This window comes from Nostoc sp. (genome assembly GCF_036917675.1).
Classification (GTDB): domain Bacteria; phylum Cyanobacteriota; class Cyanobacteriia; order Cyanobacteriales; family Nostocaceae; genus Nostoc.
In genome coordinates this window covers 55,459-75,822 of sequence record NZ_JBALCT010000014.1, presented here as the reverse complement: position 1 = coordinate 75,822, position 20,364 = coordinate 55,459, and the positions used below count along the sequence as shown (strand labels likewise).

The window sequence follows — 20,364 nt, the reverse complement described above, 5'->3', positions numbered from 1 at the left end:
TTTTGATTATTTAAGCAGCATTTCAAATGTATATTTATGATTGGTACGTAAGTAGAAACCCTAAGTCTTCCGATATTAATTAAGACTGTTTGACAATAGTCGTTATTGAATGAGCGATCGCTTTTGTATTTTGTTCTTTTTTGCTGGTTCAGGATTTATAGATTTAGGTTTTGAAACCAGTGGTTTTAATATTATTTATGTTAATAAAATTTTTTCGTCATTCATGGCCGGTTATGAATCTACCATTGCCAGAATCAGGGTATGATAACGGAGGTGTACCCCAGATAGAGAAAGAATTATTCCCATTGGTTTCCGAAACAATTTTCTCAAGGATATACGAATAAAAGTTGGTAATCAAAAGTTACTAACTGAGGTATATTTTCCTTGGTAAAATCATATTTTATGTCTTGCTTGATGCCAGAGTTAAATTATGGGTGGTGAAGAGTTATTCCAAAGATATGATGCTGCAAAGCAGCACTTTAGCAGGGTTGATTTGAGAGAAGCTAGTATTTTTCTCAAAGATTTGAAGGATGCGATTTTCATCGCACTTCTTCTCTTTCGCTATGCTCTACGACTTAGCGGTAGAGGTCGCTGTGCTAAAACTTCTTTATAAAGTTCTTCGAGCAGAGTAATATTTTTACTAAGGGTATAGCGGTCTAATACACGCTGTCTGGCTTTTTGCCCCAGTAGGGTTGTTAACTCTGGATGGTCTTGGAATACTGGCAAGAGGGTTCTTAATTGCGATCGCGCTGTTTTGGTATTAATAACTACACCGGCGCCCTTTTCTAATACTTCTCCATCTGCACCCACATCTGTTGCCAAACAAGCTAGCCCACATGACATTGCTTCTAACAGAGATAGGGACAAACCTTCTACCAATGAAGGTAAAACAAATACATCTGCGCCCCGCAAAATTTCGATGCGTCGGTCTTCATCAGCGACAAATCCCAACCAGATAATGCCGTATTCTGAACCAAAAAACGGCTCTAAAGAAGACTTCAAAGGGCCGTCACCAACAATCAATAACTTAGTACCAGGTTCCATTGCAGACTGCTTCCAAGCCCGGAGGAGAGCTTCAACATTTTTCTCTGGGGCTATGCGACCTTGATAGACAAACAAGCGTTCGGCTTTAAATTCTGCTTTAATTTTAGAAAGTCCTGGAGAATACTTAGCGGTATCAACACCGTTGGGAATTACGGCAATATTTTCTTTCCTCACACCCATCCCTGCCAATAATTCTCGCTGAATTTGGGAAAATACAATCACGCGATCGTAGTTAACTAAAAAAGGTGCATAGAGCTGATAAGCCAAAAGTTGTGTTCCCGATATCAGCTTTGCCCCCTTGCCAGCAAAGGGTGTGTGAAAAGTGGCAATTAGGGGCAACCTCAGCTCCTCACAGATTTCTGGTAGAAAAAAGTCTAGAGGAGATAGCGTCAAGGAAGCATGGACTATATCTGGCTTGATTTTCCGCAGCGAATCGGTTAAAACTTTGGTTGCTTTAAAAGTAGGAATTGTGTAAACCTGGGACTTGTAAATGAAAGGCAGGGAAACCTCTCGAAGATTTGGCCAATTGTCAGGTTCAGACTCTTCTTGGGCGAAGTGAAGAAAGCTCACTTGATGTCCCCTATCTAGCAAGGCATTTGTAATTTCTCGACTGTAGGTGACATTGCCGCAAAAGGGCGATTTTTTTCCAATCCAGGCTATACGCATTCTTTATTTAGCTGTAAGAAAAGCGGGTTTGATATATTACTTGTGTATTTTTTGTGATTTTTATTTTATCTAGCTATACTTGCTGGTTTTTTTAGTTATTAAAGATTCCCACCACGATATAGTTTAAAAAGCCTATTTTAAGCTGATTAAACCAGTGGATTTATGGATTTATTTTACTTATAAGCTGTTAATTTCTGATATTTAAACAACTTATTCTGACTAATGTCAGATTGATATCCCCCAAGTATGTGATAAATTTTCACTGACGACAGTTTACCATGAACACAAAAGCTTTAAGGAAATTAGTAATTACTTCCAGGTAATGAATAATAACTAACTACTTATGTGAGTTATACCAGGTTAATATACCTCCTGAAAAGACGATCGCTGCTAGTCCCAAAAAAACCACTCGTAATCCCAGAAAGGTTTCTGCTACACCAGCTAATGCCAAAGGTAAGGAGAGGGCAATATTAATTACATTGTTCTGTAAGCCAAAAACTTTACCACGCATTTCTGGAGGTGTTTCTGTTTGGATCGCTGTTTGCATGGGAATTCCCACTAGCGCCCCAAAGATACCTAATAGCGCCACCAGTAACAATACTAGCCACAGTTGGGTTGTAAATACTGATAGACCAATCAGGGATGCTGCCATGCCCATAGAACCATACAGACTTAATTGGGTATAGGAGAAGCGTTGACCAAATTGACCGAGAATTGTTGCTCCCGCAGCGATGCCAACACCGCCTGCTGCTAGTAAAAAGCCGAACTGGGAGGCTTTCATGTTGGGAATTATTTCTGCCATGCGAACGGCTAGAACTGTTAATGCTGCAAAGACAGAAAACAAGATAATGAGCTGAAGCAAAGCATTACGGATGCGATGATTTGCTTTGAGGTAGGCAAAACCATCCCGCAAGTCAGACAATACGTGAGGGAATTCTGTATCGGGGTCGTGGTGTTTTTCCTTAGTTGCTAGGAGGAATAAAATTAGTCCAGCGATCGCATAACTACCACCGACTAAAAGTTCCTTACCCAAACTACCATTACCACCAATTTGCAGCCAAAGTCCATCGGCGATCGCTAACAACGGTTCTCCTACGGCAAACCCAACAATCACCGATGCCATCATCGTTGTCGTGTAAAGCGAATTTGCCGAGAGCAAATGCTGTTCTTCTACGATCAAAGGAATTGCCGCCTGTTCTGCCGGGGCAAAAAACTGCGTCAAAGTCGAAACTAAAAAAGTTACACCCAGGATGATTATAAAACCTACTGGCAGCGCTCCTATGGGTTTCCAATCATGAGTCAACCACAGCAGGAAGGGAATTGAAAAAACCAGGATGCCGCGCCAAACATTAGTTGCCACCAGCACAGCTTTTTTCGACCAGCGATCGACAAACACGCCAGCAACGGAACCAAACAATACTGCTGGAATAGTAAAAGCCATCATCAAGACTGATACCCAACCACTAATACTCTGATTACTAGCTTGAAACTGAGTATTAATCAAAGCAATCATCAGCACCAAATAAACTTTATCTGCTAGTTGGGAGAAAACTTGACCACCCCAAAGAGCCAGGAAATTAGGGTTCTTTAATACAGGCAAAAACCCCTGCTGTGTTACATTCCCCGAAACAGTTTCTCCACCTGAACCAGACCCATCTAATTTCGGTGGTTCTTTTTCTGCGATAGTGGCTAATGGCAAACTCTGCCCGTTGCGAGTGCCGTTGCTATCTACCTCAGCAACGGTTAATTTGTCCTCAGATTGTGTTTCCGATTGACTTGGAACATCAGTTTTTGGGATCTCCTCTGTCCAACTTTGATCGTTTTTAGATACGTCTTTTGGAGATATTTCTTGGCCATTAATTTGATCAGGTGTAGACTTGGAAACGGCACTCAAGTGATTCCTGACTGTAGGATCTAATGCCCTATTCGGTTTTTTGACCAGGCTTGGTGACAAAGGCAGGATTTTTTTATCCAAATCAGACGGTTGCATCATGGTTGGCAGCAAAATAAGAGTCGATCAAGGTAGCAGAGCGAATAGGGCGACCTAATTGATATTGAGCATACTGGCGTAAAATCTGCTCAACAGATAACCAGTGATGATCTTTAGCACCATCAATTTGCATTATCTCTGGTTGTGACAGATGTTGAAGCAAAGCCAGTTCCATAGCACCCAGACGACTAGAAATCACAGGTATTTCTTGCCGATGCACAACAATTGTTTGGGCATGGGGCATTGGGAATGGGGCATTGGGCATTGGGAATTGGTTATTAATCTCCTCCTGCTCCCCTGCTTTGCTGCTCCTCTGCCCCTCTCTTCGTAAATTTTTCCAAGCTTCTAAGCAAACCGTTCCACCCGCAGGGATGCTAAATCCTATTTGACAGTTGGGGTCTGTAAAGTCTGGCTTGAGGGAGCGCCCAGATAGGCAGCAGACTTGTACTTGCGGCGTCAGTCCTGCTAAAGCTAAAAGGTGAAACACCCCATGAGCCAGATGAGCCAAAACCCCAGATGGATTTGCACTAGAGGCCGCCTCCAACCGATGGAGATGTTCATTGAACAACTCATAAAGTTCTTCTTGGGGTTGTTCGCTCAAAGCTTGACACAGGACTATTTCTGCTAAATACTGACTGGCAGCCAATTTTCCCAAATCTTTAGCTAAACCAGGATAAGTTTTTAACGTCTGTGCTTGGGTAATTTTATCAAGCGATCGCCCTTTCGCAATCAATAGTTCATTCACAACGAACATCCCACTCCTGCCGCCCAGGCTGGAGTTGTGCTTACGTGCCCCTGGAGCCACTGCTCGAATCAGACCGAACTCCGGTGTCAAAATCGTCACTATTTTATCCGATTCTCCCAACGCCTGGGTTTTAAGATTAATACCAGTTGCTTTGTAGGTTCTACTCATTAGTTCTTAAGTCATTAGTCACTAGTTATTAGTCATTAGTCAAGGGTCATTAGCTTAGAACAAATGACAAATGACAAATGACAAATGACAAATGACTATTCTATTCACCCTTTCCCAGGTTATCGCGTTGGCGGAGCAAATCCATACCGCGAGATGTGCCTAATCTAGTAGCACCCGCTACAATTAAGTCTAAGGCTTGATGGATAGTGCGGATACCACCCGAAGCTTTAATTCCCACCCTATCTTTGGCCAATTCATGCAAAAGTCGCACATCTGCCACTGTTGCACCGCCATTCAAACCTGTACTAGTTTTTAAGAATGCCGCTCCCGCCTCCATAGCTATTTCCGCAGCTATTTTTTTCTCCGCATCTGTCAACAGGTTGATTTCCAAAATTACCTTGACAGTTTGCCCAGTCTCTTCACAAATTTCGGCAATTTCTCGGTGGACTTCTTCAGTTTTACCAGCTTTCAACCAGCCCAAGTTCATTACCACATCCAACTCAGTAGCCCCACTATCCGCCGCTTCTTGAGCCTCATATAGTTTCACTGCTGAAGTCGTTGCGCCAGAGGGAAAGCCAATCACCGTACAGACTTTCGGGTTCTTGCCGTGGAGGAGTTCGACTGCTTGTTTGACATAGGCGGGGTACAAGCAAACTGCCGCAAAATTGAATCTGTATGCTTCTTCACACCACTGCTCAACCTGCTCTGGAGTAGCCGTTGGCGTTAGCAGGGCGTGATCGATAAATGGCGCAATATCAATATCTGGATAGTCTGCTGCCATCGTGTCTTCTGCCACTAATTGATTATTAAACTATATAAAAAATTAAAACATTTCTTATATATGTATTAAACCATATTTATTACTAGTTTATCCTGAAAACAAGCTGCTGGCTTCTCTTGGATGTGGGCTTTGTAGATGTCGCGGAATTACTGTAAGTATTTAAGTTGACATTAGGCAGTAGTAAGGTTAGGAAGGTAAAATCTTCTTGGCAAGAATGTTTATCTGCCAGAAATCCTCCTCTTACTTATCTGAAAAAAAAATGTTTAATGATACGGTAGGGTTTACACAAATATCAAATGGTAAATTTCGTATCAATAGTAGAGCTATCTACAGAAATTTATCTTCGCAGATAGTGACTAAACTCGCTCAAAACTTATCAGTTAGTGAAATTTTAAACTGGATCGAAAACGAAACAATTAGAGGCCGTTGTTCAATTGAAAATTTGCGTTCTACTGAAAACACCTTACTCTTGTTCTCGCATTGGGAGGATGTATATTTAGTAACTTTTGAATTTTGCTCATTTCCATTTCACTTCTAAACTCGGTAAATGAATAGGGAAATTTACTGACTTTAGATTCGCTTCGAGTATAGTATAGCAAGCATCTATTTTCTAACTTAGGAACTGATTCATCAAGATGAATAATTTTAACAGGTATATTATGAGGATTTTTAATCAAGTATGAGTAGAACTTTAAATGAGCTTTCTCATGTGAAAAATAATATGGTGCAAATAAAATTTCTTCTGGTGACTGATCTATAGCCGTTTGAAGTGACTTTTTAAAGTTAAAGCTTTCCATCGCTTCAATACTCTTAGGAGCATAATCTATAAAATAATTACAAGTGTAACCAATTATTTCTAGGGAGAGAATAATATAGGTAGATATAATCATTATTTTTCTGCTATGATATCCTTTTATTGAAAGTATCAATTGGAACCCATAGCAAGAAAAAATTAAAATATAATAACTTAGTAGTATACCTCTAAGAGCATGTGGTACGCCATTGGCAGTTAATGATCCTGCTATAGGTGAAAGCATCATATTAATTAATAAAAAAATATTAAACCTACTGAATACTTTCATGTAATAAAACACATAAATTAATCCTATTAAAAAAAGAAAAAAGGTGATTGAAAAAATCACACCTCCATATCCAGTTGAATGCCTTAAATTACTATCCCCATACTTGGTCAAAAAATCTGGTGACAAATATCGCAAGTAGTTGTACAAAAATATTGAGATTTTTTTGGTTGGTGATATAGAGCTATAAAGATATGTAATTGTTTGAAATCGAGCAGATAAAGCACCTGGGTTATTAACTGCAAATGTAATATAAGGAATTAAAGTACCTATAAAACCGATAGTGATCAAAGCCAGTTTTTGAATATTTTTCTTTTGGAAGTAAACTACCCAGAGAGATATCAGCATTAAGGGTGTTAAAAGACGCGCCGTTGGGTAACTGTAGAGTGAAACACCTAAAATTAAACCACAAAATAGGGAATTGAGCCACCAGATTTGCCCCGTTTTAGCGTGAAATGTTAATTTGACTAAGAGTACTACGAGAGAGATTGATGCTAATTGAGAAATCACCTCAAAAGAAATTCTAGATATAGTGAAGAAATGTGGCAAAAACCCAAATGTAAGAAGAATATATATTTCCATTAAGAAATTTTTCTTAAAGATTATTCTGATTAAGAAAAACGTAAAGATTAAAGCAAGAATGTAGAAGATGAAACTTGCAAGTCTGGAATTAAATTCTGAAACTCCCAATAACTTAAAAATTAAGGCAACAGTATAAATATAAATTGGAGCCTTATAATCTCCAAAAGATTTGAAATAAATAGGAAAACGAATATTGTACTCATCTTTCCCTGTTTGAGCGATCAAAGCCGCGTTATATGCAATAGAACTTTCATCTTGGTAAAAACCAGCAGGTATACTGTCTAGATCAAACAGATGAGCAACAAATATACATAGTAGCAAAGCAGAAATGATGAAAATCAGCCTTTTATTGCTGAAAAAATTTAGTAAGTAGAAGAACATTCTTGAGTACCCTCTTATATAAGAATCATAAGAATTCACCACTCAGCAGCGGAGTCTGAGACACAGAAGCTCCGGTTATAAGTCAGATTTTATCAGGAATCTAATATAGTAATCCTATTTGATTTCTGAAAAAAAGTACGAGATAATACGGCTGAGTGTAGAAGTGTAAAAGCAGACTATGATAAACCAGCATCTACAAACTGCAACACTAAAGACGAAAGTGGTAACGGGAGCAATGCGATTTTGTGAGGTGCTTAAAATTCCGGTGCTAAATCACCTATTTAGGAGTGCGTAGGCGCAGCCCGCCGCAGGCATCGCAACCAAATAAGTTTTTTTATTGAGAATCTAGCTCTTTAATTGAGAATTAAAGTCCATCTAACAAAATCGCATTGCTCCCTACATAAACTAAAGACCATCCCAAAGTGGTTGGCTGTTCATAAACCCGCTTTAGGGTATTTACATCTCTTACAGAAATAGGCGACGGGTTACGAACTTGGGAAAAGTATAAAGCATCAGTTTGTAGCGGACTATGACCCCAAATTCCCAAAGCGTGTCCGAATTCGTGGCGGGCTGCTGCTTGGATATACTCACCTGTTTGACTGGGACTTAGCAAGATGGTGAAGCGGTGGGATAAAACTTTGTTGCTGGTGTATAACTCGTAAGTAGTTTGTGCCGATCGCGCACGAGGTATATTACTACCAGGGGAAATTTGTAGAGGTGGCGCTTTTCGCACAATCGTAATATCAGCAACTTCTGGCTGTTCGACTATTGTCAAAGGTAAATAAGTACCCCACTCTTGTACACCCTGCAAGACGCTCTGAACCCATGCTTGAGCTTGTTTTTCACTGACGGCTTTTGGTGGTTCTACGTAAACTCGAACCGGAAATTGTGACCAGACTAAATAACCAACTTGGGTTGTTCTGACTTGGGAAAAGTAGTCACCACTATTAGTGCTATCTTGCCACTGTGCGAGTGTGGGCGGTAAGGGATGGGGTTTTGGGGGAGATGAGGTGGGGAGAGAAATTATTAAGTCTGAATATACATAATTTGGTATTTTTGTAAACCCATGACTCGACTGGAGATTAGTAAAAATGATTAACAGCCCTGTGCCAATAAACAAGGCAAGAGCTGTAATTAACCGTCGTGAAATTAAATTTATTAGGGTATTAAGTATTGGGTGTTGGGTTATTTTCCCCATTTACCTATCCTTATTTAGGCAGCCAACCAGCACTTAAAACTACTGTTAAACCGAGAAAAATTACTGTCAATGCCCAAGTAATTCGGTTTAAGGTGTTTTCTGCACTCTTAGCGCTGCTAAATAGCTGGGCTTGTCCGCCAATGGCTCCAATGCCATCACCTTTGGGGCTATGCAGTAAAACCAAGATAATCAAACCAGTGGCAGAAAATGCCCAAATGCCTTGCACAATATTAGTAGCTATCATGGTAGAAATCTCATTTATAACAAACAAATTTTAAAACAGAGAGTTAGGGTCGGGAGTTAGGAGAGACGCGATTAATCGCGTCTGTACAGGAGTTAGGAGTTAGGAAAGTTTTAATTCATCACTTCTGACTCTTAACTCCTAACTCTTTTTCACTCCTAACTTCTTTACAGCCCTATTTGCACGGGGGTGCGAGTGCGTTGCAGATCATATTCTGCTGTTTTCAGCAGCGATCGCCCTGTCATTTCTGGTGGCTGAGGCAGCTGTAAAATCTCTAGAATTGTGGGGGCGATGTCGGATAGTTTGCCACCGCTTCGCAGTTCGACATTTGTGCCATATCCAGGGATTTTGACTTTCTCTCCTTCCACCAAGATGAAGGGGACTGGATTAGTGGTATGGGCTGTCCAGGGATTACCCCCATTATCTAGCATATACTCAGCGTTGCCGTGATCGGCAGTAATAATTGTTGTACCGCCGGCTTTGATCACGCTCTCTAACAAGCGTCCCAAAAAGCGATCAACTATTTCAACTGCTGTAATCGTAGCTTCGATTTGACCAGTATGCCCTACCATGTCTGGGTTGGCATAGTTAATCACAACTAGGGAATACGTACCCTTTTGAATTCCAGCGATCGCAACATCTGTAACTGCTGCTGCTGACATCGCTGGGGCGTGATCGTAAGTCGCTACCATTGGGCTACTTACCAGTTCCCGATCTTCTCCAGCAAAAGGTTCCTCCAGACCCCCATTAAAGAAATAGGTGACGTGGGCGTATTTTTCTGTTTCGGCGGTGCGGAACTGATTCAGACCATGATTGGCTATGACTTCTCCCAGAATATTACTGAGATTCTGAGGCTCAAAGGCTACAGCCACGGGTAAATCTGAATCATACTGCGTAAAGGTGACAAAAGATAGCGGTGTGATTTGCTGTCTTTCAAAACCGTTAAATTTGGGACTGACCAAAGCTTGAGTTAGTTGTCTGGCGCGATCGGGGCGGAAGTTGAAAAATATCACCCCATCCCCTGGTTCGATTGCGCCGGGAGCAATTCTAATTGGGTTGACAAATTCATCTTTTACCCCTTCGGCGTAAGATGCTTGTAAGATTTCCACAGCTGTGCGATCGTCACCCACACCATCTTGGGTGATCACATCATAGGCGCGTTTGACCCGATCCCAGCGGTGATCGCGATCCATCGCGTAGTAGCGACCGCTGAGGGTGACTATGCGCCCAATTCCGGCGCGGTCTATATAATCTTGCAGCAGTGTGATTGCTTTTACACCCTCTGTTGGGGCGGTGTCACGACCATCGGTGATGGCGTGGATACAAACTTCTGGAATTCGCTGGTCTTTAGCTAAGTCAAGTAGTCCGAATAGATGGGTGATATGCGAATGTACCCCTCCCTCAGAACAAAGCCCGACTAGATGTAGCTTGCTATTCCGAGAACGAACTTCCTGGCAAATTTTGACAAGTGCTGGGTTTAAGGCAATAGAACCGTCTTCGACCGCATCAGAGATGCGTACAAGTTCTTGTGGTACCACTCGCCCAGCACCAATGTTCAAATGACCAACTTCCGAGTTGCCCATTTGACCCTCTGGCAACCCTACGGCTTTTCCTGATGTGTGGATGAGGGTATGCGGGTAAGCTGCCCATAAACTGTCCATGATGGGAGTTTTAGCAGCAAGAATAGCGTTTCCTCGCGTTTGGTCGCAGTAGCCCCATCCGTCTAAAATGACTAGCACCACAGGAGCAACAGGTGCTTTGGTCATAGTAAAATTGCCCTTTACTGTTTGTAATACCCGAATGATACCATTGCTAATCCACGCCGCAAGTGAATTTTTGCTTATTAACTTCTTTTATCAAGGACTTACAGTTTTTTGAAAGATTTTTAAATTTTAGTAATTTTCCTGTGATGTTTTTGAACGCTAATAAGGAGTTATTACTTAGTAGTAGTGCTTCAGCACTACTACTAAGGCAGTATCCAACTCTTCATTTCCTTTTTGTGGAAGCTTTTGCGGCTTTTTTAGCAGCTTTTTCGGCTTCTATTGCAGCTAATTTTGCTTGTTCTTTTTCTTCGGCAATTTTCTGGAGATAGTAATGATAATCTCCTAAGTAAACGCGGAATTCACCATCACGAATTTCTACGATTTTGTTAGCTACCTCAGAAATAAAGTAGCGATCGTGCGAAACTACAATTGCTGTACCATCATAATTTTTGAGCGCTTCTTCCAGCATTTCTTTAGCTGGAATATCAAGGTGGTTTGTCGGCTCATCTAAAATTAGTAAGTTCGCGGGACGTAAAAGCATTTTTGCCAACGCCAGACGAGCTTTTTCTCCTCCACTTAATGCCCCAACTGCTTTAAATACAGTATCACCAGTAAATAAGAAGCGTCCCAAAAGTGTGCGGACTTCTTGATTATCCCAGTCGGGAACTTCATCATGGATAGTTTCCATGACAGTTTTCTTCAAATCTAAAGCTTCAGCTTGATTTTGCTCAAAGTAGCCAGGAAGAACATTGTGATCGCCTAATTTAACGCTACCTTCTGTGGGTGGTTCCATACCCATAATTACGCGCAGAAGGGTAGATTTCCCAGCACCGTTTGGGCCAATAAATGCAATGCGATCGCCCCTTTCAATGAGGAGATTTGCTGCCAAAAACAGGATCTTATCACCATAAAGATGAGTTAAATCTTTAATTTCCACTACCTCGCGTCCACTGCGGGGTGCAGGAGGAAAACGGAAGTGTAGAGTTCTCATCCCACCAATGGGTGCTTCAATGCGCTCAATTTTGTCGAGTTGCTTTTCTCGGCTTTTTGCCTGGGTACTACGGGTAGCACTGGCGCGAAATCTATCAACAAAGGTTTGCTGTTTCTCTAATTCTTTCTGCTGGCGTTCGTAAGCGCTAAGTTGTGCTGATTGATTTTCGGCTTTTTGTGACAAATATGCTGAGTAGTTACCAAGGTAGGTTGCGGAAACGCCACGTTCAGTTTCCACAACTTGGGTGCAGAGGCGGTCAAGGAATTCCCGATCATGGGAGACTATTACCATCGGCGTAATTAGCCCTTTGAGGTAATTTTCCAACCACTCAATGGTTTCTAAATCCAAGTGGTTAGTCGGTTCATCCAGTAATAACAAGTCGGGTTTTTGCAGCAGAATTTTTCCTAAACTCATCCGCATTTGCCAACCACCACTAAAGGCGCTCACGAGGCGATCGCCATCTTCTAACCCAAACCCCATCTCTGGTAGGATTTTCCCGATGCGTGCATCTAAGTTGTAGCCATCCAAGGCTTCAAATTTGCGCTGCAAGCGATCCAACTTGTCGATCAGTCGATCCAGTTCCTCTGGGTTAGCCGTTTCCATCTCTTGTGGCACATGCGCCAGAGATAACTGTACTTCGTTGGCTTCTTTGAAGACAGTCCAAAATTCTTCTCTAACGGTGCGGGTGGGGTCTACTTCAAACTCTTGGTTGAGGTAGGCTATGTGTAAGCTATTAGGACGGATGATTTCGCCAGCAGTGGGTTCAATTTCCCCAGAGATGATTTTGAGTTGGGTGGATTTTCCAGCACCGTTGACACCGACTAAGCCAATGCGATCGCCTGGTTTAACTTCCCAGTTGATATCTTTGAGAACTTCGCCTGTGGGATAAATTTTACTTATATGTTCTAGTCGCAGCATTAAGTTTCTCTCAGGTAGGGAGTGGGTGGTTGAGGACGAAGTACTAACACCGCTTCTAATATTAACAAAAATTAACTATAAATTCGTCGTGATCAAGTCTGGGGAACTGCAAACCAAATTTTACTTGAGTGATGATAAAATTTACCACATCCCTCTGAAGGCTGACTTTGTGTTACTTGTCTGACTTCTTTGATACTCAAATCTAACGCCTCTGCTACTTGTTCTACAGTCAACCCTGCTGCCAACATTGCTGGTACTGCTTTTAGTTTACCTTTAAGCTCACCTCTAACCTCACCTTGTTCAACACCTTCCTGAAAGGCTTCCTGATAAAATCTGGTTTGCTTTAACTCGCTTAAGCCAAACATTTCTTCCATCTCCTCTCTACTCATTGTGGGAAACTTGTAAGCCAAAATAGTCTCTACAAATTGTAATAATTGCTGCTGTTTTAGTGGTGAGCTTATCTCTGACTTGGTTCTGTCTATCAACACCCTTGCTTGTGCGATCGCTATGTCGTCGGTTGCAATTAATAATTTAGCAGTTGCAATGCCAATTGGAAGCAATGCAGCCTCACCTAATTCATCAAGATAAATCCGTCTGACGCGCCCACTTGTGAAAAACTCATGGTAATGTTTGATATCTCCTGTATCTACACTTCTGTTTGGGTATAAAACTACAGCACTCCAGTTATTTTGTGGTTTGTTCTGACACAGGTATAAACATATTTCTGCAAATAGCCGTGAATAAATTTCTCCATCGGCTTGAAATTGCACTTCCAGAAAATAAATCTGGTTCTTGCTTCCTTGTGTAGGCAGAAATACACCATCGATTCTGAAGGCTGTTTGTTTGATTTCAACTGATGAAAATTGATAAAGACTAGCTTCTTCTGGAGGATTACCAATAAGTTCAAAGAAAATATCAGGGAATTCTTGAAACAGGCGATAAAAGATGATGTCTGTTTTCACATTTTTATATCAATTTTAAATTGTGATTTGCTGTTCATGTGTTACTTGCTTCTTCAGAACCATCTCGCACTTTCAGCAATTGCTCTTTTGCCATCCCTAATATACGTGAAAGTGGCGCTAATAAACTATCATCAAATGCTTCTCCAGCATAAATATTATTCAGTTCAGTGGGAGATAATTTAAAGGTATGGCAGAATTTAGCAAACTCCTGGTTACTCAAGTCAAGTTCTTTTTGCCTATCATCAAGTAAAACTGCGATCGCTCTAGTTCCATGCTTCGGGCGTTCGCTAGTTTTTACATATTTTTCCATTAAATAATTGACTTTATTCGTATCGCCGCCCATTTTTTTAATTAAATCAGTACAAGCCATTTTTAGTGCTTTCTTTAAAATTTCTTCTTCGTTTAAAAATTTAATAACTTCACTGGCATATTCTGGTTTAAAAAATCCCACCAAATCACCTTGATGATAAATTGGTATATAAGGATTATTCGTTTGGACTTGCCAATCTAAAGGCTCATTGCGTAGCGACATAGCTGCACCAACAAATATTTTCAGATTGCACCATTTTAAAACCATTTATTCGTTAACTGCCACTGGTGATATTTTGGACAAATATAGTAATCTAGTTTTATTCTCGCTAAGTATACTTAATCTGATACTATCCTTGACTCAATATTCTGATTCAAGTTATAGTATTGTAGATCCTATAAGATTATCTAATTAAACCTATTTTATAACTTTATATATGTTAAGTATTTAGAATGAATACAGATGATATAAATGCTCGGATAGCGAAAATAGATTACAAGTTAAGAACTCAGAAAAAACCTGTTGCTGACAGAATTGGTCTAGTAGAAGGTGAATTATGTCCTGATATAAATAATTTAAAAGACAGATTCATAAACAATGAATTTACTCCATTAAGCAATGAGGAATTAGAAAGATTTCTTTCTACATTTCAAGTTGATAATTGGTATCAAGAAAATTATGGATTTAAAATAACACCTGAATATTTAAATATCAAAGAAACTCCGTTTTTACTGCAAGATAATATTTATTACTTTAGATATCCCGAAAAAACTGAATGTTGCAATATCATCGACTGCACAGATTTACCGCAAATAGTCAAACAAGATTTAACAGAAGTAGAAATTGAATATTTACAAAATTCGTTTAAATGCGGGAGAAAAAAATTATTAGCTGTGAAATATCTAGAAGATGTTGTTCAGTATCGTGATCAAAGGAAAAGTAGCGAAAATAATTTCCTTGTAATCCCTGATGAACTCAAGAATAATTTCTATTTGTCTATTGAAATAATAGATTTTATTCGTTTTTCTATTGAGGATTTAAATCTTGCTATCGTTGCGTTAAAAAATACCAGAAATTACCAATTTATAATCTTTCCAGCTTCACAGGCAATTGAAAAAGTATTAAAAGCTTGTGTAGTATCAGAAAATTTAATGCTAGGAAAAACAGTGCAAGAATTATTGCAAGATTTAAGAAGTAAAAAGTATGGACATAAACTATTCAAAATAATTGAGGATGAATCTTGACAGCAATAGACCACGAGCTAGTTTGATCTGACTTTTGACAGTATCTGGAAAACCTCTCTTTAAATCTCTCTCCTAAAAGGCTACGGTGTAGACACAAGTTATCCGATTACCTAAAACAGAAGAAAAACCTCACCCTGTCCTATCTTTAATCCCTCTCCTTACTAAGGAGAGGGACAGGTTTTGCACAAGCAAAACCAGGGTGAGGTTTTTTAGGGGCTATGAGACTTAACCGTAAATTGCCTCACCAAAGACTTGTGTGTACATCGTAGCTTAAATTTGAATTTTCCCCCTTAGAGCGTCGGGAAGGGGGTTAGGAGGTTAGGTTTTCCGTGGGCTTTCCTACATAGCCTGAATTGTCAGCTAATTTAATGATTTAAATTCAATCCTGAACAAATATTCAACTTGCTTTTACTTCATCCCCAGACGCTTCAGCCACAGCCGCCAATCTATCTGCCGCAGCTTGCACAATTTGAGCCACTTGTGCCAGAGGCATGTGCTGGATTTGTCTCAGAATCAGACTCAAATCGGAAGTTTCTGGAATTGGCTTACCATCTATGCAGCTGATTAACTCTTCCATTGTGTAGCCTGCTTTCGATGCTATTTGAGCCAAATTTTCCGTATCTGGCACTTTCACACCTTTTTCCCACATCTGAACAGCAGTAGCAGATACTCCCAAAAGCTTACCAAACGCTCGCTGACTCATTGAACCGCGAGCTAGTTTAATAATTTCAATCAGTTTTTGTTTGCTTTCGATGTTCACTGCTTGTATAGCTAACCGACTGTATTTACAAGTTTAGTTTCAATATTACAAGTTTACTTTTATATTGACAGCCTTGTGTTTTAGTACTAAACTATATCTCTGGTTGTAAATCGGCAACTACAGGCATCAAGCTAGTAGACTAGCCCATCTATCTTTAATCAACCTAAAAAACTTAGTTTGCTACAGCGCTTGTACTAGTAGCTAGACTTTGCTGCGAAGAAATAATATCGAAGGTGCATCATGTTTCGCAAGCCACGCAAAATTAATCAATATCGCCGCAAAGGTAAAAACCTTATAACCACTAATAAAATTAAACCAGAACAGTGGAACATTTCTGAGGCAGAAACCAAAGAAGCTTTAAAAGCCAAAGGTTATGATGTTAAGCAAATCAAAAAAATCCACCGTCTGAAGCATCAGGTGTGCATTTCCTACTGGGATGCAAAAGGCAATATATGCAGCAGCTTTTTTAGCTACCGGATTTTTGCGCGTTGGCAAGAAGAAGCCCAAAAGCTAATTTATACCTGTCAAACCCTCAAGGAATGGGCGAAGCTAAATTACGTCATGAACTACGAATTTGCATATTACCATTATCCCAGTCAAATGGAAGATGCACTCCACGCGATATTAGAAAACCACCTGTATGTGTTAAAAGCAACAGTACAACAAGTGGTTTTACAGTAATTTTAACAACAAAAATTAGTTAGCAGCAGAAGTTGCTAACTCCGCGAGACGTTCCTGTTGGTCTAGAGATATACAAGACTGGATAAGCGTCTCTAAATCACCATCCAAAACAGGGTTAAGGGAATAATTCTGACCTAAGCGGTGATCGGTAGCCCGGTTATCTTTATAATTATAGGTGCGAATTTTTTCCGATCGCGATCCAGTACCAACCTGCGATCGCCGCATGGAAGTTACAACTTCTTGTTGTTCGCGTAACTTGATCTCATACAACTTCGCCCGCAGAATTTGCATCGCCCGTTCTTTGTTCTGCAACTGGCTGCGTTCTTCTGTACAGAAAATGCGAATTCCTGTTGGTTTGTGCATCAAGTCGGCGGCTGTTTCCACCTTGTTGACGTTTTGCCCACCAGCACCGCCAGAACGAGCTGTGGTCATTTCAATATCTTTCGGGTCAATGTGAATTTCCACTTCATCCACCTCTGGCATAATCGCCACGGTAGCTGTGGAAGTATGAACCCGTCCCCCAGATTCAGTTGCCGGCACGCGCTGCACACGATGCACTCCAGCTTCAAACTTTAACTGGCTGTAAACGTCATTACCTTTAATTTCTAGAATGACCTCTTTCCAGCCACCCATTTCTCCTCGAGATTCGCTTACTAGAGAAACTTTCCAACCTTGAGTCTGGGCATAGCGGGTGTACATCTGCATCAAATCGCCAGCCCAAATACTTGCTTCATCGCCACCAGTGCCAGCGCGAATTTCCAACATGATATTCTTTTCATCATTGGGGTCGCGTGGTAACAGCAAGACTTTCAAGCGAGTCTCTAAATATTCTATTTTTGCCTCAAGTTCCTTTACTTCCAGTGTTGCCATTTCTTGCAACTCAGGGTCACTCGCAGATTCTTTGTGAACCTGACGCGCTCCTATCAAGTCTTCTTGGGCTGTTTTCCAAATTTCATAGGTATCAACTACCTCTTCCAAAGAAGAACGAGACTTAGCAATTTCTTGATATTCATCAGGGTTGCTAGCGGTATCGGGGTCGCCAAGACGACGTGTTAATTCATTAAAAGTTTGTTCAACGGATTTTAGTTTGTCCAGTAAGTATGATTCAGCCATGACGAGTGCGATCGCTCCTTAAAAAAATAACAAATTGGCTCGAGCATATAAATGACAATCGACCCAGCTGATGCAGGGCCGTCGTTAACAGCAGAGCCAACCCGCTACTTTTTGTTTTGTTCGTCGCCAGATGTTTGAGTGCTGCTCATGCCGTACTTGCGGAGGAAACGCTCCACTCGACCCTCAGTGTCAATAATCTTCTGAGTACCTGTGTAAAATGGGTGATTTCCAGACCAAACATCTACGTGCAATTCTGGCTTGGTAGAGCCAATGGTCATAACAACTTGACCATTGCAGTAAACTTTAGCATCTGGATACCATTTGGGATGAATATCAGATTTAGCCATTGTTTTTTGTGGGATGAATCTATATAAATTATAACTTTCAGCGTTCAATTGAAGCTAGGGATTGGAGAGTAGGGGAGATGCCCCATGCCCAATGCCCAATGCCCTAACGCTTAGAATACTGAGGTGCTTTCCGGGCTTTATGTAAACCATATTTCTTCCGTTCTTTTGCCCTCGGATCGCGAGTCAAATAACCTTCGGTTTTCAAAGGTGGGCGGTTGTCTGGGTCTAGTTGGCACAAAGCACGAGCAACTCCCAAGCGAACAGAATCAGCCTGTCCGGTCAAGCCGCCGCCTTCTGCTTTCACCAAAATGTCATATTCGTTTTCTAGTCCCAGAGTTTCCAGGGGTGCTTTGATCACTCCCAGGTAGTTGGCGTTAAATTGGAAATACAAGTTTCCATCTTTACCGTTCACTGTCAGTTGACCCGTACCTGGAACCAGGCGTACCCGAGCTACTGAGGTCTTACGACGACCAGTACCCCAGTATACGGCGCGACCGCTATTGGCGTCTGCTACTACCATTAATTTTCTTCTCCAGGAATTGTACTAATTTGTAGTTCTTTAGGTTTTTGAGCATCATGGGGATGCGTGGGACCAGCGTAGACTTTCAGCTTGGTGAACAACTGCTTACCCAGGCTATTTTTAGGTAGCATACCTTTAACAGCCTGTTCTAAAATCCGCTCTGGTATGCGCTGTTGGAGTTTAGCGAAAGTTTCCGTTTTCATTCCACCGGGACGACCAGAATGGCGACGGTAAAGCTTTTGAGTACGCTTTTTGCCTGTGACTGCGACTTTCTCGGCATTGATGACGATTACGAAGTCACCTGTATCAAGGTGGGGTGTATATTCCGGTTTCTTTTTGCCTCTCAATATCTGGGCGATTTCGCTGGCAAGGCGACCGAGGCGTTGATCGGTGGCATCTACTATGTACCACTCATGCTCAAGGGATGCTTGAGAAGGAAGGTATGTTTTACTCGTTGTCATTTGTCATTTATCCTTTGTCATTTTTAATTTGTCATTAGTCATTTGTCTTTTATCATTTGTTATTTGTCTTTTATCATTTGTCCTTTGTTATTCACTAATGACCAACGACTAATGACCAATGACTAATGACCAATGACTAATGACTCTTAACTAGTGACGAACTTTGGCAAGGTGTCGTACCAAATCTCTTTGGGAAAAGGAAAATCTGGATAGCCGACTCGCAACAAGCATAAGCCTTGGGGCGGTGCGGCGTATTTCACTTCTTCCCGGCGTTGTTCTTTCCAGAGTTCGGTGAAGCTAGAAAGTGTCCGTTGTCCAGAACCTACTTGTACCAACATCCCTACCAACAGCCGTACCATGCCATACAAAAATCCATCTGCCTGTATTTCAATATGGATAAATGGCCCACTGCGACGACACTCTACTGCTTGCACCTCTACCCAGGAATGCGATCGCTTGGAGCCTGCACGGTGAAAAGCAGCTAAGTGATGCTTTCCCAACAGAGGTTTCAGGGCAGCTTGGATTAAGGATTCATCCAGGGGTGCATAATAATAATGCCAACTGAAGGGTCTTACAAACAAGTTAAGGCGATCTTCAGTATATATTGTGTAGCGATACCGTCGATAGGCTGCACTAAAGCGAGCGTGCCAACGGTTATCTACACTCGCTGAAGCCCTGATTAATATATCTGACGGCAGATAGCTGTTGAGGATTGTTGCCCACTTGTGAGCTGGAATCAGACTTGTAGCTTCAAAATGGGCGACTTGAGCAGCAGCGTGAACCCCTGAATCAGTTCGCCCGGCACCGTGTAATGTTACATGATGCCCAAGAATAGTAGCGATCGCTGTTTCGATCTCTTCTTGAACTGTCCGCTGTTTTTTTTGCCGTTGCCAGCCATGAAAATGAGTGCCCAGGTATTGGATTACCAAGGCTACTCGATGAATTTGTGTAGGCTGGTGGCTTTCTAACATACAGATTTTGTCTTTTGTCATTTGTCCTGTGTCATTTGTGAATAACCAATGACTAATGACCAATGACTAATGACTTAAACCAATTCAATTATTGCCATTTTGGCATTATCACCCCGACGCGGTACGGTATGCAGGATGCGGGTATAACCCCCCTGGCGATCGCCATATCGAGTCGGAGCTTGCTCAAATAGAGCGTGAACCAGTTGTTTGTCGAAGATATAGCCAAGGGCTTCGCGGCGTGCTGCTAAGGAGCCGTTTTTGGCTAGGGTAATCATTTTTTCCACTTTACTTCGCAGAACTTTCGCTCTAATTAAAGTGGTGGTGATCTTACCATGACGGATCAGCTCGGTGGCGAGCGATCGCAGTAAAGCACGGCGTTGATCGGCGGGTTTACTGAGTTTTTTGACGCGGCAACGGTGACGCATAATTATGCACTATGAATTATGAA

Annotated in this window: 21 protein-coding genes; 3 read left to right on the top strand and 18 right to left on the bottom strand. The window is 41.3% G+C overall.

Annotation, left to right across the window (positions count from 1 at the left end; translation table 11 throughout):
* Positions 1-561: 561 nt before the first annotated feature.
* The 4 genes from V7K31_RS04100 to deoC form a co-directional block, all read right to left on the bottom strand.
* Complete coding sequence (locus V7K31_RS04100) at positions 562-1,710, bottom strand: glycosyltransferase family 4 protein (RefSeq protein WP_335092751.1); 1,149 nt, start codon at positions 1,708-1,710, stop codon at positions 562-564.
* A 337-nt stretch (positions 1,711-2,047) separates the two neighbouring features.
* On the bottom strand, positions 2,048-3,700 hold the full coding sequence (locus V7K31_RS04095; protein WP_335092956.1) for an MFS transporter: 1,653 nt from the start codon (positions 3,698-3,700) through the stop codon (positions 2,048-2,050).
* Complete coding sequence (gene recO, locus V7K31_RS04090; RefSeq protein ID WP_335092750.1) at positions 3,687-4,613, bottom strand: DNA repair protein RecO; 927 nt, start codon at positions 4,611-4,613, stop codon at positions 3,687-3,689. The genes V7K31_RS04095 and recO overlap by 14 nt, the downstream gene beginning before the upstream one ends.
* Before the next feature lie 100 nt (positions 4,614-4,713).
* Entirely contained in the window at positions 4,714-5,394 is a 681-nt protein-coding gene (deoC, locus tag V7K31_RS04085; protein WP_335092955.1) for a deoxyribose-phosphate aldolase, read from the bottom strand.
* Between the two features lie 214 nt (positions 5,395-5,608).
* Here deoC and V7K31_RS04080 point away from each other — a divergent pair, with 214 nt between their 5' ends.
* Positions 5,609-5,932: a Cfr10I/Bse634I family restriction endonuclease gene (locus V7K31_RS04080; RefSeq protein ID WP_335092954.1), complete on the top strand. Its 324-nt coding sequence runs from the start codon at positions 5,609-5,611 to the stop codon at positions 5,930-5,932.
* Here V7K31_RS04080 and V7K31_RS04075 read toward each other — a convergent pair.
* From V7K31_RS04075 to V7K31_RS04045, 7 genes are all read right to left on the bottom strand, one after another.
* Positions 5,844-7,436 carry an ArnT family glycosyltransferase gene (locus V7K31_RS04075; RefSeq protein WP_335092749.1) on the bottom strand — a complete coding sequence of 531 codons (1,593 nt, stop codon included), beginning with the start codon at positions 7,434-7,436 and terminating at the stop codon, positions 5,844-5,846. The two genes, V7K31_RS04080 and V7K31_RS04075, sit on opposite strands and share 89 nt — an antisense overlap.
* 364 nt (positions 7,437-7,800) lie before the next feature.
* The gene (locus tag V7K31_RS04070; protein ID WP_335092748.1) at positions 7,801-8,634 is read right to left on the bottom strand and encodes a peptidase; all 834 of its coding nucleotides are present in this window, start codon (positions 8,632-8,634) and stop codon (positions 7,801-7,803) included.
* A 10-nt stretch (positions 8,635-8,644) separates the two neighbouring features.
* Entirely contained in the window at positions 8,645-8,878 is a 234-nt protein-coding gene (secG, locus tag V7K31_RS04065) for a preprotein translocase subunit SecG (RefSeq protein ID WP_292759720.1), read from the bottom strand.
* Positions 8,879-9,042: 164 nt separating this feature from the next.
* Positions 9,043-10,641, bottom strand: coding sequence for a 2,3-bisphosphoglycerate-independent phosphoglycerate mutase (gpmI, locus tag V7K31_RS04060; protein WP_335092747.1), 1,599 nt, complete (start codon positions 10,639-10,641; stop codon positions 9,043-9,045).
* Between the two features lie 220 nt (positions 10,642-10,861).
* Positions 10,862-12,547, bottom strand: coding sequence for an ABC-F family ATP-binding cassette domain-containing protein (locus V7K31_RS04055; RefSeq protein ID WP_335092746.1), 1,686 nt, complete (start codon positions 12,545-12,547; stop codon positions 10,862-10,864).
* 92 nt (positions 12,548-12,639) lie between these two features.
* Entirely contained in the window at positions 12,640-13,509 is an 870-nt protein-coding gene (locus V7K31_RS04050; protein WP_335092744.1) for an Rpn family recombination-promoting nuclease/putative transposase, read from the bottom strand.
* A 34-nt stretch (positions 13,510-13,543) separates the two neighbouring features.
* The gene (locus V7K31_RS04045; RefSeq protein WP_335092743.1) at positions 13,544-14,086 is read right to left on the bottom strand and encodes a hypothetical protein; all 543 of its coding nucleotides are present in this window, start codon (positions 14,084-14,086) and stop codon (positions 13,544-13,546) included.
* Between the two features lie 185 nt (positions 14,087-14,271).
* Here V7K31_RS04045 and V7K31_RS04040 point away from each other — a divergent pair, with 185 nt between their 5' ends.
* Positions 14,272-15,063 (top strand): hypothetical protein, encoded by a 792-nt coding sequence (locus V7K31_RS04040; RefSeq protein ID WP_335092742.1) that lies wholly within the window; start codon positions 14,272-14,274, stop codon positions 15,061-15,063.
* Between the two features lie 397 nt (positions 15,064-15,460).
* Here the strand turns inward: V7K31_RS04040 and V7K31_RS04035 are convergent, their stop codons facing one another.
* A complete protein-coding gene (locus V7K31_RS04035; RefSeq protein ID WP_335092741.1) occupies positions 15,461-15,823 on the bottom strand; it encodes a helix-turn-helix domain-containing protein in 363 nt (120 codons plus the stop codon).
* 240 nt (positions 15,824-16,063) lie between these two features.
* Here V7K31_RS04035 and V7K31_RS04030 point away from each other — a divergent pair, with 240 nt between their 5' ends.
* A complete protein-coding gene (locus V7K31_RS04030; protein ID WP_335092739.1) occupies positions 16,064-16,504 on the top strand; it encodes a hypothetical protein in 441 nt (146 codons plus the stop codon).
* Positions 16,505-16,519: 15 nt separating this feature from the next.
* Here V7K31_RS04030 and prfA read toward each other — a convergent pair whose 3' ends face one another.
* The 6 genes from prfA to rplQ all read right to left on the bottom strand — a co-directional run bounded on the left by prfA (position 16,520) and on the right by rplQ (position 20,341).
* Positions 16,520-17,617: a peptide chain release factor 1 gene (gene prfA / locus V7K31_RS04025; protein ID WP_334942922.1), complete on the bottom strand. Its 1,098-nt coding sequence runs from the start codon at positions 17,615-17,617 to the stop codon at positions 16,520-16,522.
* Between the two features lie 104 nt (positions 17,618-17,721).
* On the bottom strand, positions 17,722-17,964 hold the full coding sequence (gene rpmE, locus V7K31_RS04020) for a 50S ribosomal protein L31 (protein WP_334825508.1): 243 nt from the start codon (positions 17,962-17,964) through the stop codon (positions 17,722-17,724).
* Positions 17,965-18,067: 103 nt separating this feature from the next.
* Positions 18,068-18,484, bottom strand: a complete 417-nt coding sequence (gene rpsI / locus V7K31_RS04015; protein WP_300420156.1) for a 30S ribosomal protein S9 — start codon at positions 18,482-18,484, stop codon at positions 18,068-18,070.
* A complete protein-coding gene (gene rplM, locus V7K31_RS04010) occupies positions 18,484-18,945 on the bottom strand; it encodes a 50S ribosomal protein L13 (protein ID WP_334942923.1) in 462 nt (153 codons plus the stop codon). The genes rpsI and rplM overlap by 1 nt, the downstream gene beginning before the upstream one ends.
* A 146-nt stretch (positions 18,946-19,091) precedes the next feature.
* Complete coding sequence (truA, locus tag V7K31_RS04005) at positions 19,092-19,916, bottom strand: tRNA pseudouridine(38-40) synthase TruA (RefSeq protein WP_335092953.1); 825 nt, start codon at positions 19,914-19,916, stop codon at positions 19,092-19,094.
* Positions 19,917-19,990: 74 nt separating this feature from the next.
* Complete coding sequence (rplQ, locus tag V7K31_RS04000) at positions 19,991-20,341, bottom strand: 50S ribosomal protein L17 (protein ID WP_300420150.1); 351 nt, start codon at positions 20,339-20,341, stop codon at positions 19,991-19,993.
* Between the last annotated feature and the right edge of the window lie 23 nt (positions 20,342-20,364).

Bases quoted from the DNA above. Each gene is read 5' to 3' on its own strand.
- V7K31_RS04100 (WP_335092751.1), bottom strand. From the start codon at position 1,710: ATGCGTATAGCCTGGATTGGAAAAAAATCGCCCTTTTGCGGCAATGTC.
- V7K31_RS04095 (WP_335092956.1), bottom strand. From the start codon at position 3,700: ATGCAACCGTCTGATTTGGATAAAAAAATCCTGCCTTTGTCACCAAGC.
- V7K31_RS04075 (WP_335092749.1), bottom strand. From the start codon at position 7,436: ATGTTCTTCTACTTACTAAATTTTTTCAGCAATAAAAGGCTGATTTTC.
- V7K31_RS04070 (WP_335092748.1), bottom strand. From the start codon at position 8,634: ATGGGGAAAATAACCCAACACCCAATACTTAATACCCTAATAAATTTA.
- V7K31_RS04045 (WP_335092743.1), bottom strand. From the start codon at position 14,086: ATGGTTTTAAAATGGTGCAATCTGAAAATATTTGTTGGTGCAGCTATG.
- V7K31_RS04030 (WP_335092739.1), top strand. From the start codon at position 16,064: ATGTTTCGCAAGCCACGCAAAATTAATCAATATCGCCGCAAAGGTAAA.
- deoC (WP_335092955.1), bottom strand. From the start codon at position 5,394: ATGGCAGCAGACTATCCAGATATTGATATTGCGCCATTTATCGATCAC.
- truA (WP_335092953.1), bottom strand. From the start codon at position 19,916: ATGTTAGAAAGCCACCAGCCTACACAAATTCATCGAGTAGCCTTGGTA.
- V7K31_RS04080 (WP_335092954.1), top strand. From the start codon at position 5,609: ATGTTTATCTGCCAGAAATCCTCCTCTTACTTATCTGAAAAAAAAATG.
- prfA (WP_334942922.1), bottom strand. From the start codon at position 17,617: ATGGCTGAATCATACTTACTGGACAAACTAAAATCCGTTGAACAAACT.
- rplQ (WP_300420150.1), bottom strand. From the start codon at position 20,341: ATGCGTCACCGTTGCCGCGTCAAAAAACTCAGTAAACCCGCCGATCAA.
- rpsI (WP_300420156.1), bottom strand. From the start codon at position 18,484: ATGGTAGTAGCAGACGCCAATAGCGGTCGCGCCGTATACTGGGGTACT.
- secG (WP_292759720.1), bottom strand. From the start codon at position 8,878: ATGATAGCTACTAATATTGTGCAAGGCATTTGGGCATTTTCTGCCACT.
- recO (WP_335092750.1), bottom strand. From the start codon at position 4,613: ATGAGTAGAACCTACAAAGCAACTGGTATTAATCTTAAAACCCAGGCG.
- V7K31_RS04040 (WP_335092742.1), top strand. From the start codon at position 14,272: ATGAATACAGATGATATAAATGCTCGGATAGCGAAAATAGATTACAAG.
- rplM (WP_334942923.1), bottom strand. From the start codon at position 18,945: ATGACAACGAGTAAAACATACCTTCCTTCTCAAGCATCCCTTGAGCAT.
- gpmI (WP_335092747.1), bottom strand. From the start codon at position 10,641: ATGACCAAAGCACCTGTTGCTCCTGTGGTGCTAGTCATTTTAGACGGA.
- rpmE (WP_334825508.1), bottom strand. From the start codon at position 17,964: ATGGCTAAATCTGATATTCATCCCAAATGGTATCCAGATGCTAAAGTT.
- V7K31_RS04055 (WP_335092746.1), bottom strand. From the start codon at position 12,547: ATGCTGCGACTAGAACATATAAGTAAAATTTATCCCACAGGCGAAGTT.